Here is a 17,044-nt window from a genome sequence, read left to right as displayed (position 1 = left end):
TTTTCAAGCGATTTACTAGAGAATATTTACAAATTTAAATCTTTTAGTATTTTTCCCCAAATAAAAAAACTGGTATACACCAGTTCTATAATCCCATATTGATAAAACCATAATTTGTTTTTATAAAATCAAAATCTAGTTTATGCTGGAGGATAGAATAACTAACATACTTGCTATCTTTATTTACATATCCAGTATCATATTTACTAGCAACTTTCTCTAAAATTTCTTTATTAAGTACCTTTTCTTCATTATGTTTCAGTAACTCCCATATATACCACATCATCCCTGAAACTTGAATTGTACTAGCTATCAAATTACTGTTGTCAAAAATTGATTTTGCTAAATCCAAAGCTCTATTTCCAAATGATGCCCTAAGCTGAAGATCTTCTCCTTTTGCATTTGCTTTCTTAAAAATAAAAGTGCTATCCGAAAAATATTTTTGGCCTTGCTTAGGCTGTAAACTTGTTGAAGATATTTTATCTAACCTGTCTAACCGCCAATATAATTCTTCTGTTATTTCAATGATTCGATTATAGCCCTTATTATTCGTCAATTTTGCTAGGAAGACCCCGTTATCATCTTTTAAATCTTCCATCTTTAAATTCAAAATTTCACTATAGCCCTCGCCTTTTATTCCTTCAAATAAACATAGTAGAAATACTGCATGTCTTTGATCTTCAAATAACTGCATATATGTTAATAATTGTTCTCTTGTATAACGTACAATGGATGCTTTATAGATAAATCTACTACAGTATTCCATATCAATAATACTTGGTAGTCTCTGTGATCGATTATCAGTGTAGCCGTTCATTATAGCCCAATCTATATATCTCCCAATAAAACCGATAGATGCACTGATGGATTGGGGACTAGGCGACTTTAAACTATAAAACAACTCTTCCAACTCTACTTTATTCATGTTAAATATGTCTTTGTTTTTTTGATTTTCTAGTAATGTTGCCTTATTAAATAGCGATAAATAAGTAGTAAGACTGTTATCTTGTATATCTAATGATTTTAGATACCATTCCTTAATATCTTTATTTAATACATTTTCTTTAAGCACCTTTACACCTCATTCTAAAATTAATTGTTGAAATATTTTTTGGATTTTCATTCTATTACGAGAACTTATATTACCATATTTAAGAATTCCGATTTCCTCCCATAAAGTATTATTAATTGAGAAATCTATTTGCTCTAAGACCTTTTTTAAATTCTCAAATGGGATACTATGCTCATACATTCTAGCAGCCAATTCTATGTGTCCTATAAACATTCTACTCTTAAACATTAATGAATGTTTATCCATTAAGTTTGCCTTATGGTGAGCAAAGAGGTACATCATATATTCGTTGATGATTTTAGCTATATTAATAATTTCGAGACGACTTTCTATCGAAAAGCTATTATCGATCGCATTTGATAATTCAGAAAAAGTTACTACTTCACCATATGAATATTTAACATTGGAGTTCGATGTAATTCTCCCTTTTAACTCTCCCTCAGCTTTTAATTCAATGACAACCTCATCAGATAATTTATCTTTAGCTAATTCTTGTAAGCGAGGTTTTGGTATTGGATTTGCTTTAGCCATATCTACCTGAACTCGTTTACATTGGGCTTCCGTCATATTAGAAAAAATAACTACCATAGCACCTTCTAAATCAACTTTTTTCATATAGGCATTATAAATAGAAAAAGTTCGATGTGCGCCATCTAAAACATCTAATGACGATCCCTCCAATAAGGTAAGGGATTTATCACGATCGTCATAAATAAATTCAATTCCATTTTCTCCAGAACCGACTTTAGCATTATAGCGCAAAGTAGAGGTTATTAAATCTCCTTCCAGCGCTTGTTTTTCAATATCTCGTAAAGATTTTGGATTTAAATTCATAACCTCTATAATTCCATTTTTAATCTTTTTCTTTTTTGCCTGCCTTTGAATATTTGGATTATACATAGTAATACCACTCATCCAAAGTTTACCAATCATTGAATTAGGGATTACAGACACATACTCATTGTGACCAGTTTTAAGAGTATTCTCGAAAGTATATGGCAATGTAATAGTTTCTTCATACGGTGATTCCTTTATGTACAACCTCAGCTCTTTGACCTCTGATGTATTTAGCCATTTCACTAACCAATCATCATCAGTATCATTAAATTTTAAATGAAGCTGTTCCCCTAGTAGTAAAAGTTCCTGTAAGTTTGCTTCATATAGCCTACTCTCGTCATTAATTAATTCAAGAATATTACCAATGCTTATATGATGTTTATGTAGTTGTGCAGAAATTTCATCCAATTTTAAATCGTTTTGAACCAACAAAGGAATTTTTGTTTTAATCTCTTCTATTAATAATTCTTTAGTTTTCCCAACCTTCAATACTCTTTCCTCCTCTTTATTCCTATTACATGGATTTACTTTAATAGTAATCCATGATAATTTTCATTATAATATTTTTAAATTAATTAATCCAATTAAATTATCAAAAACCAGCTCTTATAAAATCCCCTTCAATAAATTAATTAATTTAAAATATTGATTTATTTTATAATAGGATTATAATATAAAAGCATAAATATGGAAAAACAAAAGGGGATGGATATGGCATGGCTTTTCAAACAAGTAAGGATACGAAATATAATCAGTTAGTATTATCTGATATAACAGTTATAAAAGAGCTGTTAACTTTTAGAGGATCGATTGATGATACAAATTTTAATCAAGGTGCTTGTGCAACAAATTCTTTAAAAATGAACACAGATGTCATCAGTCTATTTGCGGATTTAGATAAATTAATTAAAAAATCATTGAATGAAGAACAAATTAAGCTACTATCTTATATTACTAAAGACTACTCCTATTATACCATCGCGAAAATCTTAGGAATTCCCGTTAAAACTGTTGGAAGTAGATTTAATACAATCTGTCTAAAAATTAAACAAGAGAATGATAGACAATGGAGAAAAGTAACTTATATTAATAAATTAAGATTAAAAACAAAAAAATGTAGTAAATGTCATGATATTCTTCCTGCTACAGATGAATTTTTTAGTTTGAATAGCAGCAGTAGAGATTTGTTCCATTCCCAATGTAAAAAATGTAAAAAATAAATACATCATACGTTTGGGCGAAAAACTTAGATTATAACCTACACTAGTCACCCTAATAAGTAGAAGGAGAATTAATATGAAAATACAATTACCACATACGATAATTGAATTAAATCTAGAGCTTCCAATAGAAGAGCGAGTTCAATACATACAATCAATATTAGAAAATGAGAAAATCGTTTATGGAGGCGAAGAGATCTCTTTAGAAATATATTTAAATATTACCTCACAAGCTCATCATACGATCGTTTTATTGGATATGCTTGGGTATTATATGACCAAAGGATATTTTACTAGAGAAGAGCTTTTATTAGAGGAAGAAAATTTAAAATATATTAAGGAAGCTAAAAAGCGGAATAAAAGGCGGAGAGAATTAGCAAAATTACTTAATAATCAAAGTACACCGCATCGATTACAAGATAATTACGTACTCTCCCATTATAAACAGAAAGAAATAAAAAAAGGATCTAACAGACATAATACATTTTCAAATACCTCATATTTTGAAGCTCTTGCACTTGGCATTGAGGATTTAGATGAAGAGTCCATTCAATAAGTGAATTAATTTAAAATACATATTAAAAATGAAATTTTCTAATAGGTCTGTATTTCTTCCTTATACAGACCTATCATGAAGGTTTCATCTTCATAATTAAGTTGCTTAGACTTTTAATGCACACAGTTTAAATAAGCTAGTATGAATCCTTATAAATAAATGAAAGAAGGTGATGCCTATTGTATGGATAAATGAATGTAAAGTATTTTTAATGATGAAACCTTCAAAATTACACTCTTTTTTGGAGGCGATAAAGGAGAATGAACATTGTAAAAAATATAACTGAATTTTATCACTCATTAATAAATAATGAAAAACTTCTGCGTTTGCTGTACTACATACCAAAAGATCAATTCGATGATCCACTAGACGAATCAAAATTGGATGTCTCTCAATTACCCGAGAAAGAACATATACTTAAAAATTTAATCGTTATTGGTGATAAACCTAGTGATTTATCGCTAGAAACAAACTTTTGTAGAATTTGTTTATATACAGGACCTCGGTTGCCCCAAAAAAATTATATAAAAAACATCAATCAATTTACGGATAATCCCTACTCAAGCACTCAGCAATATATTTTTGATATTTATACACCTGATTCTGTCAATAATATTGATTTTCGTATTGATTGGCTTGGTGAAGTGCTAAATGAGGTGTTGTTTCAAGAGGATATTGAAGAATTTGGGGATTTAAGATTCCATAGTGGACTCCCCATCACCAATTTACCAAAAGGTTTTGTTGGTTATCGCTGGAGTTACATTATGCCCTCAGGACAACAACCTACAGGTTATAGATCATGAACATCACCACCAAAAAGGCTTTTGGAAAACCTCTTTTATATAAAGGGTTAAATATTTATCCTGTAAAAATGAAGGACGCGGACGAATTTTATGATGCTGTACAGTGCTTACTTTTACCAAAAAACGATTTTCAACAGCCGGAAATCATTAGAATGTCTTACCTCTTTTTTTTACTATCTATCTCTCAAAATGATGGTGGACATGGAATACTAGATAAATTAATTTCATTATACCGTTTAGTTTTTAAAACTGAGGAAATTCAAATTTCAACGAATGAAAAAGGTATGGTATTTATGATTGTCGATGGCGTCACTTTAAATGAGCGTGATTTCGATAAAATCAAAACCATTATTAGTGAACAAAATCTTATTGATTTAGATGATGAATTTATCGATCCTGGTACAAAAAAAGCTATCCAAGAGGCGCGTGCATTTATGGCTAAAAGAAAAACAAGACAGGCAGATTTTGAGCAACAAATCATTGCTTATCATTGTAAATCAGGGTTACCCTACCATGAGATTGAACATTTAACATTATATCAATTCCATAAGGGCTTAATTCGTATGGATTATATGGTAAGTAGCGATGCCATTCTTAATGCGCGTTATTCTGGGATAATCGAATTTAAAAATGACCAAGATCTCCCCCATTGGTTAGGGTATATTGAAGAACCAAAGAAAAATGAAGATGTCATTATAACAAAATCGACATTTGATCAACAAATGAAAAAACTAGGTCTTGAACCTAGTTAAACAATAAAATTATAACTAAAAGGATGGTAATTTATATGTCACAACAAAATCAATTTTTAACTTCAGTAGCAAATGTTCGTTTATTTGATCGTTTAACAGGTGAATTAATTTTAAATGGTAAAACATTACTTAACTCATCTATGACACAAGCAATTCAAACTCAGGCTATTTATGCGGGTAAAGGCTCTAAAAAAGTATATGAACTTAACTATCAAAAGGAATTAACATTCTCCATTGAAGATGCAGCCTTTGATACTGCATACATTGCTTTACAAAATGGTACAGAAATCAATCATCAATTAGCTGAATACTATACAGATGAAATTATTTTACTTGATGCTACTGGTAAAGGTACATTAGCTGAAACTCCTCTAGGTAAGGTACATGTGGAACAGTTAAATGGTACTTTCACACAATATACACCTACTGGTAAAGAAATTTCTGTCCCTGTCTTAGCTGGAAAAGAGGTTCAGGTTATCTATGTGGTGCAAGAAATGATGGATACAATTGAAGTTTCTGCAGATTCCTTCCCGAAAGCGGTACGTATGGAACTAAATGTAGATATTCGCTCTAATAGTGGAAAAACTGGTGAAGTAATTATTGAAGTACCAAACTTCAAGCCAAATGGAGCGATCGAAGTTTCAATGACACATGAAGGTGTTGCTTCTTCTTCCCTAGCTGGTAGCTCACTTGCTGATAAAAAAGGAAATTATGCTTATATCAAACTTCGTAATTTATCTGAGGAAAAAGTTCAGTTTACAGCACTTGCCGCAAGCCCTTCCCATGTAGTTCTAGACTCTACTGTTGCTGGCGATTCACAAACTATTACAGTATTAGGTATTCGTGGTGCAGGCTACGCCAACGTCCTTGTACAGAATAATGAGCTAACTTGGACATCAAAGGACCCAGCTATTGCTACAGTAAATGCAAATGGTGTTGTTGTTTTAGGAGCTTCTGCTACAGTCAATGATCAAACAATTATTGAAATCACTGATGGTACTTACAGTGAAAAGCTTGTTGTTGATATTATTTAAATAAATTAATGTAAAATGGGTAGAAATTTTTTCTACCCATTTATTTTAATATCGGAGGTTGAGCATGGCAAAACGTGAAACAAAACTTACATTAACAGATATTCAAAAAAACGCAGAATCTGTTAATACAAATCAAAAGTTTTATCTAGATAAAGATCAAGAAAAATTTATTTACTATTATCCTAAATTTAGTAAACGTAAAGTAACGATTTTAATTAATGATCTATCCCATACAATAGCTTATGTTGAGCGGCATAAGCTTGATTTTTTCAACAATGATCATGAATTAGATCATTATATTTTATTTTTAATAATTAAACATTTTACTAGCCTACAAGCCGAATTAAAAGATAAATCCATTGAAACACATTTTGCTACGATGCATCAGCTAATCGATATCGGTTTGTATGAGGTGTTTTTATTGGAGATGTTCACATTTGACGAAGTTTCTCGTACTTTAGATGAAATCAGTAAACGACTTAATTTAAGTATTAAATATTTAGAGCTTGAAAAAGAGCTGCACCAACAATTACAAGCTGTTAATGCCTATACAAATGTTAAAACCTTAGTAAATAAAAATTAATCGATTGACCATTTAGCTACCGTTTACAAATCGTAGCTGCATTTTCATTGGTCTTAATTAGGAGGGAAAAGTCGCTTGAGTACTGGTGGTGAACAGAAAAAACCAACTGAGCTATTGGTTGCTCTTGGTATCAACGAGATAATTTCAAAAAAAAATATACATACATATCTTAAACAATTAAAAAACATACCAAGTCTAACAATTAACTTAGATGTTAAAGGCTATAATAGCCAGCTCTTTATTGATTATGGCAAACAAATCCAAGCATTGGAGCAGCAAGTAGATACTTTAAATGAAAAGCTAACAAACATTGGCACTGACGTCTCCGCTCCCCTAGTAATTTTTGAAGATGTCAAACAGCAAGTGACCGATTCGATTAAAGCTGTAGACACACTGAATGAAACATTTGACGATTTAAAAATAAATGTAAGCTCCTTTTATAAGCAACTCGTAAAAATCCCAACAAATGAACTTCAAACTCTTCGTAAATTAATCACACAGCTCAAAACAGAAATGGAAACTGTTGCTATTAATCAATTCAAGCTAAACGGCATTCAGGGAGCACAGCAAGACCTACAAATCCTAGAAACCAATTTATCTAGTATTTATGAGCTACAAACATCATATATAGACACGTCCAGCTTTGAACAACTAACAGCCCAAGTCGCTGAATTAAACAACCAACTTACCAATATCCAGCTTGGTAAAGGCTTAAGCATTGCAGGCATATCCGATATATCAAGCCAGTTAGAGAAGATGAACCAAGATATTATCGCATTTGGGAGCAACGCTAATGCAGCGGCAAAAAGTTCTACTAACTTCTTAACCTCAATTATTGATGGAACTGCTAGGGCAGTAGAATTAACAGAATTAATTAATAAAATTAGACCTACGGCTGTGGAAGAAACCACAACAAATAATGGTGGTTCTGGTGGATCAGCAGTTGGCGGCCTTGCAGCATTTGGAAAAGGGCTTCTTGCCACTACCGGGGTTGGAGCTGGATTACTTGCAGGAGAATGGCTGATAAATCAATTTATGAATGCCAGAGCCGAGGCAAAGCAATTTGCTCAGGAGATTGAAATTGCAAATCAACAGATGCTTGAATCCTATGGACAAAATTCAGATACACTTGATGAATTGATTCCAAAATATGAGAGATTAAGTGAAATTGTCAACAAAGGACATGCTGATAATCATACGTTGACAGAATATCATAATATTCAAAATGAAATAGCTAATCTTCTCCCTTCTCTGGCTGCTGGGGAAGATGAATTTGGTAACAAAGTAATCGGTTCATCTGATGCATTAAAAGTAAAACTTGAATTACTTAGAGAGCAATTAGAAATTGAAAAAGAGAAAAAGGATATTGAAGAAACAAATAAACGTGATAAAAGAATCGTTGTAAACGAAAAAGAACTAGTAGATATTTCTAAAGAAAAAAATAAATTATTTGATAAAGTTGAGAGTAGAGTAAAAATGACTAATAACCTATATCATCATGGTATAGGTGCAGAATATATAATTGATATTGTTGATAATGAGGGTAATCCTGCCTTTAACACTGTAGAAAAAATAGAGAAAAAATTAGAAGATGTTACGAATAAAAGAAAGACCGCTGAACAAAATGGCGACACTGATTTAGCTAAATACTATAGTAGGTTAGAAGGAACTTTTAGAACTCATTTAAAAGATCTTGAGGCTGTTTCATCTCAAGAAATTGAATATGTATCAAAATTAAAATTAGATTATATAGATTCAGTTGAAGCTATTATTCTAAAAAATAACGAGTTAAGTGATAGTGAAAAAGTTCTTAGTCAAACATTATCTGCCAGTCTAATTAAGTTGTCAGATGTGGATGGTTTATCAGATGTAAAAGATGCCCTCTCTACCATGTTTTCTGAGAATTTATCGGAGGATGCTAATAAAATTGTTGGAGATATTACAACTGCATTTAGTAGTTTATCTCAAGCTACAAGTGAAGAAGGGTTCAACAAGGCATCTGAAAATGCAAAAAAAATATTAGAAGATTTACCATCTCTATTAAAAGATGTTATTAAAAATGAAGAAGATAGAGCTGCTGTTATAAATGTACTAAATAATGCTCATCAAAAAGCTGTAGATGAACAAAAGCGACTTGGTGAAGAAGCTAAAAAAGCTGGAATGAGTATAGATCAGTACATTGCAAGTACTAAAGATGGTAGTGAAGGTACAGATAAATTCTCACAATCAGCTGACGAAGCTACAAATGCACTCGAAAAACAAGTCAAGAAATTAAAAGAACTCTCATCGGCTCAAGAGCAAATAGTAGGTGTATCTGCCGCCCAAACTAAAGCAGTTTCAGATTCAATAACTGTTATTGAGTTTTTAGGTAATGTGTCGGAACGTACCGAAAAGCAAGAATCGTCATTAGCAAATTCACTTAAGTTATTATCTGCTTTATATCCTCAATTAACTAACTTATTAAATGGTACGTCTAAACAGCGTGAACAAGCTATTGCAATTATTACAGCTGAAAATAAAGCAAATCAAGCATTGCTTAGTGCTTATGCTTTAGTTGCTGCTGGTAAGATGAGTGTTGAAGGCAAAGCTACGATGGTTCATCTAGAAGAAACTAATAAGCGTATCAACACTATTAATGCCGAAATTAGAGCATTAGATCAACTTCAATCTAGCCATGCTGCTATCATCAACAAGAGAGGTAAAGTCACTGAAGATAAAGGGAAAAATTTTAATGATACTGACTCGTTAATTGCGGAAAGATTAGCAAGTCAAGCATATGATAAAACAAAATTTAAACAAGCTGAACTAGCTACCCTTGCAGGTACTCAATCATCAGATGCCGATTCTCTTTTAAGTATAGTTGATGCAATAGGAAAATCAGATAAAGCGACCAGTAATGTTACTAAAACACAAAAAGGTGCTACTAAAGCTCTAAAAGATTCCAATGCTACAATTAAAGAATCTATCTACATAACTGATAAATACAAGCAAAAACTAGAAGAGTTAAATTTTGAAATTGAGAAACAACAACATATAGCTGCTAGAGTTCCTAAGCACTCTAAAGAATATCAAAACGCTTTAGATGAACAAATTAAGTTTGAGAAAGAAAAGCTAAAGGTGTTGAAGGAGCAAGAGGCTTCCTTAAAAAAACAAGTTGAGTCTGGGAAGATTCAAAAAACTGGTACTCTTACAAGTAGTTCCCCTACCCAATCATCTACTTCAGGTACGGTTAAGCCTAAAGGATGGTTAGGTACAATAACTAGTGGCTATGGTAAACGTGGTTCTGAAGTGCACTACGGTATCGATATTGATGGTAAAATTGGGGACGTTCTTGAAGCTAATATTAATGGTAAAGTTTTGAAAGCAGGTAATGCAGATACTATTGGTGAACATGGGTCATATGGAAATCTTGTAATCATTGAGGATACTAATAGCAATAAGCATTACTACGCTCACATGAATGATATAGCTGTTGTCAAAGGTCAACAAATAACAGCTGGAACTAAACTTGGTACTATTGGTAACACAGGAAATGTTGATAAAAGTAGAGGCGATGGTTCTCACCTACATTATGGAGTAAAATCAGGAAATAGCTGGATTGATCCCTCGAATTATATCCAACAAGCTAAAAATGGCGTACAAGGAAATTCAACACAAGCAACTGTATGGAATTACTTTAGAAATAAAGGCTTAAATGACAATGCCATTGCTGGAATTATGGGGAATATTGCTCAGGAATCTAGCTTTAGCGCAAGCGCTGTCAATAAAACTAGTGGCGCATCAGGTTTATTGCAATGGTTTGGTTCACGTAAAATCGATTTAGAAAAATATGCAAAGTCACTAGGTAAATCCTGGAATGATATTCAAGTTCAATTAGATTTTGCATGGAAAGAACTAAATGGCTCTAAAAAAAATGCTCTGACCTCTCTCAAACGAAATGACTTAACAATTTCCCAACATGCGTCAGAATTTGAAAGGTTATTTGAACATTCAGGTGGTTCTGCTGTTGGTAAACGACAAGATTATGCTAACCAATATTACAGTCAGTTTGCAGGTTCCAATGGAGCAATCTCTATCTTTGATACAAGCCAAGAAGCTATTGACCAAGGAATTTCAAATTATTTAAACGCACAAAAAGAGGTACGTGCTAGTGAATCTTCACTCGTAGATCTATATGATGAAAAAGTTAGAGGCAGTCTTTCATATTATGATGCTCTTATTGCAGGTATAGATCGCTCTATTAAAATGTCAAATATTCTTGCTAATCAACAACTAGAACATTCTCAGGCTTATCGAACTGAATTAGAAAATGAAACTAAACATCAAAAATATAAACAATCTTTATTACATAAAGAGGCAAATTTCATTCGAGAACAACTTAAACGGACTGATCTATCCCTTGAATTTAAAGATGAATTATCAGTTCAATTAAGTGAACTCTCCCTAGCTTGGTGGGATATTAAGGAAAATATAGAAGGTATAGACGTGAAAATTGAAAATAGTAAGATTAATGAGTTTGATAGAAAAATCGAACAATTAAATGACACTATTTCTCAATCTAACACGCTAATGGGCTTATATACTAAAGGTAGTAAAGAATACAATAATGAACAGAAGAACATTGTATCCGCATTGTATAGTAAGCAAAAAGCATATGAAGCTGAGGCTGAAGCATTGCGTAAGTCCTTACAACTTGAAAAGCTATCAAATAAAGAGATGGAACAAAAAACGAATCGATTGAAAGAGCTATCTTCTGCTTGGCTAGAGGTTCAAGCTGAAATTATGCAAACTAATTCAAGTATAGCTGATGAGTTAATTAGTGCTATGAAAGAGGCATACGGTCAACAACGTGATTATGCATTAGCATTAAAAGACAAAGAAATTAAAACAGCTGAGGACACTTATAAAGAAACAGTAAAATACTTTGAAGATCAAGCTGAAGCATACGAAGATTCCATAAAAAAACAAATGCAAGATCTTGATACAGCTCATAAAGACAAGATGGATAAGTTAGAAAAGGAATCTAAAGCATTTGAAGATGCTATCAATCGCCAGCTTGAATTAACGAGAAAACAACGAGCTGAAGAAGGTTTCAATAAGGATATTGAAAAGCTTCAAAAAGAAGAAACCACTATTGTGGGTAAAATCAATGAATTATCGATGGATGATTCAAGGGAGGCAAAACTACAGCGTAAAAAACTCGAAGAAGAACTGGTAGATATTCGAGAACTAATTGCCGAGAAACAAAGCGATAGACAATATGAATTACGTGAGCAAAATTTACAAGATGAATTAGACTCCTATCAAACTCAATACGAAGCAATACAAGAACTTGAGGATAATAATTATAATGCAGCAAAAGACACACTAGACAAACAGTTAGAGTTATACAACAATGACTTAAAAGCAAAGAAAGAATTAGAAGAAAAAAAATATAAAGAAACACAGGATCGATTAGATAAAGAACGTAGAGATATTGTCAATCAGTATACAGAATTAATTAATAATGAACAATCTTATGCAGAGTTACGTTCTCAAATCATTAATGGTAATGTTGATGGAATGAGTACAAAATTAAGTGGCTTCTTAGATACTTTCAAAATGATGAATAAAGATCTACTGCTAGAATTAGGTTTAAGTTGGCAAGACTTAGAAAATCAAATTTACAGAATCACGCAAGTACAAGGAAGTTTAAGTAGCGTATCTGTACCTAGTCCAAATTTAAATTTAAACAATGGTTCATTAATTTCTAATTCAAACACTAATAATTCAAAACCTAACAACACATATCCAAGAGACGATGCTTGGCAAAAATATTTAGCGAATAAAAAAGCATGGGATTCTGCATCAAATTCAGAAAAAGTACAGTTAAATTACGAAAATGAAAAATTACGTAAACAATGGGGCTTTCAAGACGGTTCATATGAAGCGTTAAAGAATCTAAAAAAATATCATAATGGTGGTATTGTAGGTGGTAAGGGAAATCGTTTGACTGAACTTACCCACAAACTTTTTAACACCAAACCAAGTGAAGAAACTGTGCTTGCCCTTAAACGAGAGCTAATGGTTCCGGAAAGTAATATATCTAATATGTTTACAAATATTCGGGCTGTAATGCCTGACTTTACTAAATTACTTCCTCAAGGTAGCACAATTCACATTGATAATTTACTGTCTATTGATAGTGTATCTCAGAACGCTAATTTAGATATAGAAAGATTACTTGATCAAGGTATGAATAGACTAATTGATAAAATGAAGCCTTATGGATTTAAATTGCGATAACAAATGAAAAGAAAGACCTTAAACTCTTTCCTTTTTATATTTTAGGAGGTGTATATCCAACGTGGATTCAATTCATTTTTATTACAATGGGAGGCATTCTTCAGAAATTGGTGTCTGTATGGTAAGCCTTAATGGTGGATTGCATCAGACAAATTATTTGTCGAATAAGAAAATACTGTCTGAAAAGATTGCAGGAAACAATATACCATATGTATTCGGCTCAGATTATGATCCATTAGAGTTTAGACTTGTACTAGCATGCGTAGATGGTGAATATTGGACAGATAGGAAACGTAGAGAAGTTGCTAGATGGCTAGATACTTCTACATTTGAAGAATTTTATACAGACGATGAGCCTGATCGATATTATTATTTTCAGTATCAAGGGTTAGTAGAGTTAACTCATAATGGTATGGGTGATGGCTACATAGAAGTAACAATGCTGAATGACTCCCCTTACGCACGTTCACCTATCCAAGAAAAGCGATATGAATTAACGAACATCACACTCCCTACCCTCATTGAATTTAATAATGCTGGTGACGATGTAATTTATCCGGAAATATGGATTTACAATATAGACGCTGGTAACTTTCAAATCAGAAACCTATCTAATGGTGGTAAAGATTTTAAATTTATAAATATCGCTAATGGAGAAACAATTTATGTAGACAATGAACATCATCATATTGCAACAGATATTCCCCTCACTTATCGCTATGATAACTTCAATAATAACTACCTTGAGTTAGTAAGAGGTATAAATAGATTAGAAATAACAGGTGCATGTAGTTTAACATTTAGGTATCAATACCACATCAAAGGATAAAGGAGGTGTCTACCCTGTTAGGAATAATTGATAGATATAAAAAGCCCGAAAAATCACGATTATATTTATGTAAACCAGACAGAACAACAATTGCTGAATTAACTGAAGCTTATAATAAAAACCTGTCAACTAATTACAATGGAATTCATGAATTGTCATTTGATATTCCCTATCTGGTAAATCGTAATCATAAATATGTGCGAAATAAGAATGTTGATTTGATTCGTGGACATTACTTAGTTCGATATGAACGTGGAAATGAAAAAGAATATTTTATCATCACTAATCCTAAAAACACTACTAATAATGGTGTGGAAGTCAAGAATGTTCAATGCTATTTACTTCCCTATGAGCTTAATAAAAAGATTATTCGTGAATTCAGTGGTACGAAACCCTTATACGCTGATGTTGGGTCAGAAGGTGTTTTAAATGAAACTTTACTTACTAAATCTGATTGGTCAGTTGGCTATATTGATGTAGATATTGCTCTAAAACATCGTACATTTGATGTTAGCCAACAAGGTTTAATCGAGTTTATTGGTGATTTATCTGACTTGTATGACGCTGTAATCATATGGGATACCACTAATAAGAAAATTAACTTCTACAAGAATGAAGACATTGGTACAAATAAAGGACTATCTATTGAACATGGAAAGTATTTAAAATCATTAGAAGAAAATCCTGACTTCGATTCAGTAGTTACAAGATTATATGTATATGGTAATGAAGGAATCTCTTTTGCAAGTGTAAATCCTACTGGCGTTCCATTTATAGAATCATTTGATTTCTACATGTACCCTTTTAAACGTGATGATATTACCAGAGAAATAGTATCTCATTCTAATTATATGACTGACTCTCTTTGTCATGCCATTCTTGATTACAATGCTTTATTAGATAGCAAACAAGGTGAATTTACAAATATGCTAGAACGTAAAAAGCCTCTTCAAGAAAACTTACAAGCAAAGCAAAATGGGTTATTTGTACTACAAACTCAATTAAATACTATTGAAGATGAATTAGCTGTAGCAAATGCGACAATGAAGCCTACAGATGCTCTCATAACACAGAAAATAAATAAACTAGCTGAGATTGCAAGTAAGAATACTGAAATAGATACCGTTAAAAACTCTTTACAGAGTATTGATAATGAAATTACTGTATTAAAAAATACAATAGCGATTGAAAATAACTTTACTCGTGATCAAATTATTGAACGTGAAAAATTTGCAAATGAATTAGTTTGGTCAAATACAAGTATTTTTGAGGTTGATGATTTATATGAAGAAGGTAAAAAAGAATTACTAAAAGTAAGTCAACCTCGTATCTCCTACTCTATTGATATGGTGGACTTTTTAAACGTAACAAAATGTCAAAGAGATTGGGATAAGTTGGTTTTAGGTGATTTGGTAACCATTAAGTACCCTAATTTCGGTATAGACATACTAGCAAAAATTATATCTATCAAACATGCTGAAGACAGTAATAGTTTAAGTATTGAAATAGCAAATGCTCATGATATTAAGAATGGATTTATGACACTTAAAGAGTTATTTAATCGTACTGTGTCTAGCTCAACTACTCTTGATATGTCTAAGTTTAAATGGGATGAAACAACTAAAAATACACATGAAATTGGTCAAATACTTAATGATACTTGGTCTGCTATTGATAGAGAAATAAAAGCAGGAGTTAATGAAAGCGTAGATATATCTAGAAAAGGTATTGTAATTACTGATCCTAACGACCCTAAACGATTATTAGTTATGCAGCATGGAGTAGTCGGGTTATCCAATGATGGAGGAAATACATTTAAGCATGCCATTACACCTGAAGGAATTATTGGTGAAAGAATAATTGGTAAACTCCTACTTGGTGAGAAATTAATTATTGGTGATAGTAATGGCACATTCACAATCAATGGTAACTTATTGACCATTCAAGATTTAAACCAAAAGCCACGAGTTAAACTAGGCGAATATACAAAAGGGGTATACGGTCTTCAGTTATTTGATAAAACTGGAAATCAAACTATTTTAGATGAAAATGGAATGTTACAAACTTGGCAACAAAATTCAGTTGACAATGTAGATGGTTACAATCCACTTACTTTGGAAGTCTTCATCCCACAAGAAACACTGTCTATAAAAAAGGTAATGTTACGTTTCAAACTCTTACAATTTAGAGCATATAGTCAAACTACTGAAAGTGGAGGTGGCACATACTCGTCTACTGATGGAGGTGGTGGTGCTTATACGTCTACAAGTTCAGGTGGAGGTACATATGGCTCGACATTAAGTGATGGTGGAGTATCAAAAACTACTGAAAGTGGCGGAGGAATAGTGCAACCTACATTAGATAGAGGAATAAACGTTGAATACGCATACGGAACAACTGAGCCAAACTCAACTGGACATAGTCACCAGTACAGATATGTAATTAAGCATAGCCATGAAATCGAAATACCTAATCACACTCATTCATTTTCAGTACCTGCTCACTCTCATTCATTCAATGTTCCATCGCACGATCATACGGTTAATGTTCCATCTCATTCTCATTCATTTTCAGTACCTGCTCACTCTCACCCTATTCAACATGGTATTTATAAAAGTACATATGCTAGACAACTATCTGTACATATTAACGGTGTGAATCGAGATTATGAGTTGGGAGGAAAGTTTAATGTAGATAGACACGACTTGAATATTACACCTTACTTAAACAAAGGTCAGTGGAATACTATTGATTTGTATAGTAGTCAACTAGGAAGAATAGATGCAACTGTTTTTGTTCAGGCATTAATGGGATACAATACCTAATTATTTAATAAAATATAAATATTATTTAAACGGAGGAAGCTATGGATACAATTAAAGTGATTTTACAAAATAACAAAGAGTTTGAAACACAAGTTGAATCTTATGATGCATTAGAATTAACAAAATCAATTAGCGATTCTGAAAGTGTCATTGTACAAATCGGAGACATAATTGTTAATAAACATCATATCGAATGCATTCACAAAGTATCTAATTAATAGAGAATTAGATACCTTTTTATTTTATAT

General features: G+C 32.2%; 12 protein-coding genes. 10 read left to right on the top strand and 2 right to left on the bottom strand.

Going from position 1 to position 17,044, the window contains the following annotated elements:
- Nucleotides 1-85: 85 nt before the first annotated feature.
- Both AO843_RS03650 and AO843_RS03645 read right to left on the bottom strand, forming a co-directional pair.
- Nucleotides 86-1,072: a phage lytic cycle repressor MrpR family protein gene (locus AO843_RS03650; protein WP_054609804.1), complete on the bottom strand. Its 987-nt coding sequence runs from the start codon at nucleotides 1,070-1,072 to the stop codon at nucleotides 86-88.
- A 9-nt stretch (nucleotides 1,073-1,081) separates the two neighbouring features.
- The gene (locus AO843_RS03645; RefSeq protein WP_054609803.1) at nucleotides 1,082-2,398 is read right to left on the bottom strand and encodes a ParB N-terminal domain-containing protein; all 1,317 of its coding nucleotides are present in this window, start codon (nucleotides 2,396-2,398) and stop codon (nucleotides 1,082-1,084) included.
- A 227-nt stretch (nucleotides 2,399-2,625) separates the two neighbouring features.
- Between AO843_RS03645 and AO843_RS03640 the strand changes: the two genes are divergently transcribed.
- The 10 genes from AO843_RS03640 (at nucleotide 2,626) to AO843_RS24475 (ending at nucleotide 17,014) form a co-directional block, all read left to right on the top strand.
- Nucleotides 2,626-3,129, top strand: coding sequence for a sigma-70 RNA polymerase sigma factor region 4 domain-containing protein (locus AO843_RS03640; RefSeq protein ID WP_054609802.1), 504 nt, complete (start codon nucleotides 2,626-2,628; stop codon nucleotides 3,127-3,129).
- Between the two features lie 76 nt (nucleotides 3,130-3,205).
- Complete coding sequence (locus AO843_RS03635; protein ID WP_054609801.1) at nucleotides 3,206-3,685, top strand: hypothetical protein; 480 nt, start codon at nucleotides 3,206-3,208, stop codon at nucleotides 3,683-3,685.
- A 260-nt stretch (nucleotides 3,686-3,945) separates the two neighbouring features.
- Entirely contained in the window at nucleotides 3,946-4,488 is a 543-nt protein-coding gene (locus AO843_RS03630; RefSeq protein ID WP_054609800.1) for a hypothetical protein, read from the top strand.
- Complete coding sequence (locus tag AO843_RS03625; protein WP_054609799.1) at nucleotides 4,485-5,240, top strand: hypothetical protein; 756 nt, start codon at nucleotides 4,485-4,487, stop codon at nucleotides 5,238-5,240. Before AO843_RS03630 ends, AO843_RS03625 begins: the two co-directional genes overlap by 4 nt.
- A gap of 35 nt (nucleotides 5,241-5,275) precedes the next feature.
- Nucleotides 5,276-6,274 carry a hypothetical protein gene (locus AO843_RS03620; RefSeq protein ID WP_054609798.1) on the top strand — a complete coding sequence of 333 codons (999 nt, stop codon included), beginning with the start codon at nucleotides 5,276-5,278 and terminating at the stop codon, nucleotides 6,272-6,274.
- 64 nt (nucleotides 6,275-6,338) lie between these two features.
- Nucleotides 6,339-6,857 (top strand): hypothetical protein, encoded by a 519-nt coding sequence (locus AO843_RS03615; RefSeq protein WP_054609797.1) that lies wholly within the window; start codon nucleotides 6,339-6,341, stop codon nucleotides 6,855-6,857.
- Between the two features lie 75 nt (nucleotides 6,858-6,932).
- Nucleotides 6,933-13,142, top strand: a complete 6,210-nt coding sequence (locus AO843_RS03610; protein WP_054609796.1) for a phage tail tip lysozyme — start codon at nucleotides 6,933-6,935, stop codon at nucleotides 13,140-13,142.
- A 61-nt stretch (nucleotides 13,143-13,203) separates the two neighbouring features.
- Nucleotides 13,204-13,971, top strand: coding sequence for a phage tail domain-containing protein (locus AO843_RS03605; protein ID WP_054609795.1), 768 nt, complete (start codon nucleotides 13,204-13,206; stop codon nucleotides 13,969-13,971).
- Between the two features lie 5 nt (nucleotides 13,972-13,976).
- Nucleotides 13,977-16,796, top strand: a complete 2,820-nt coding sequence (locus AO843_RS03600; protein WP_054609794.1) for a phage tail spike protein — start codon at nucleotides 13,977-13,979, stop codon at nucleotides 16,794-16,796.
- A gap of 41 nt (nucleotides 16,797-16,837) precedes the next feature.
- Nucleotides 16,838-17,014: a hypothetical protein gene (locus tag AO843_RS24475; protein ID WP_156313933.1), complete on the top strand. Its 177-nt coding sequence runs from the start codon at nucleotides 16,838-16,840 to the stop codon at nucleotides 17,012-17,014.
- Nucleotides 17,015-17,044: the final 30 nt, after the last annotated feature.

This window comes from Lysinibacillus sp. ZYM-1, from assembly GCF_001308875.1.
Classification (GTDB): domain Bacteria; phylum Bacillota; class Bacilli; order Bacillales_A; family Planococcaceae; genus Lysinibacillus.
This window is presented reverse-complemented; position numbering and strand designations above follow the sequence as displayed.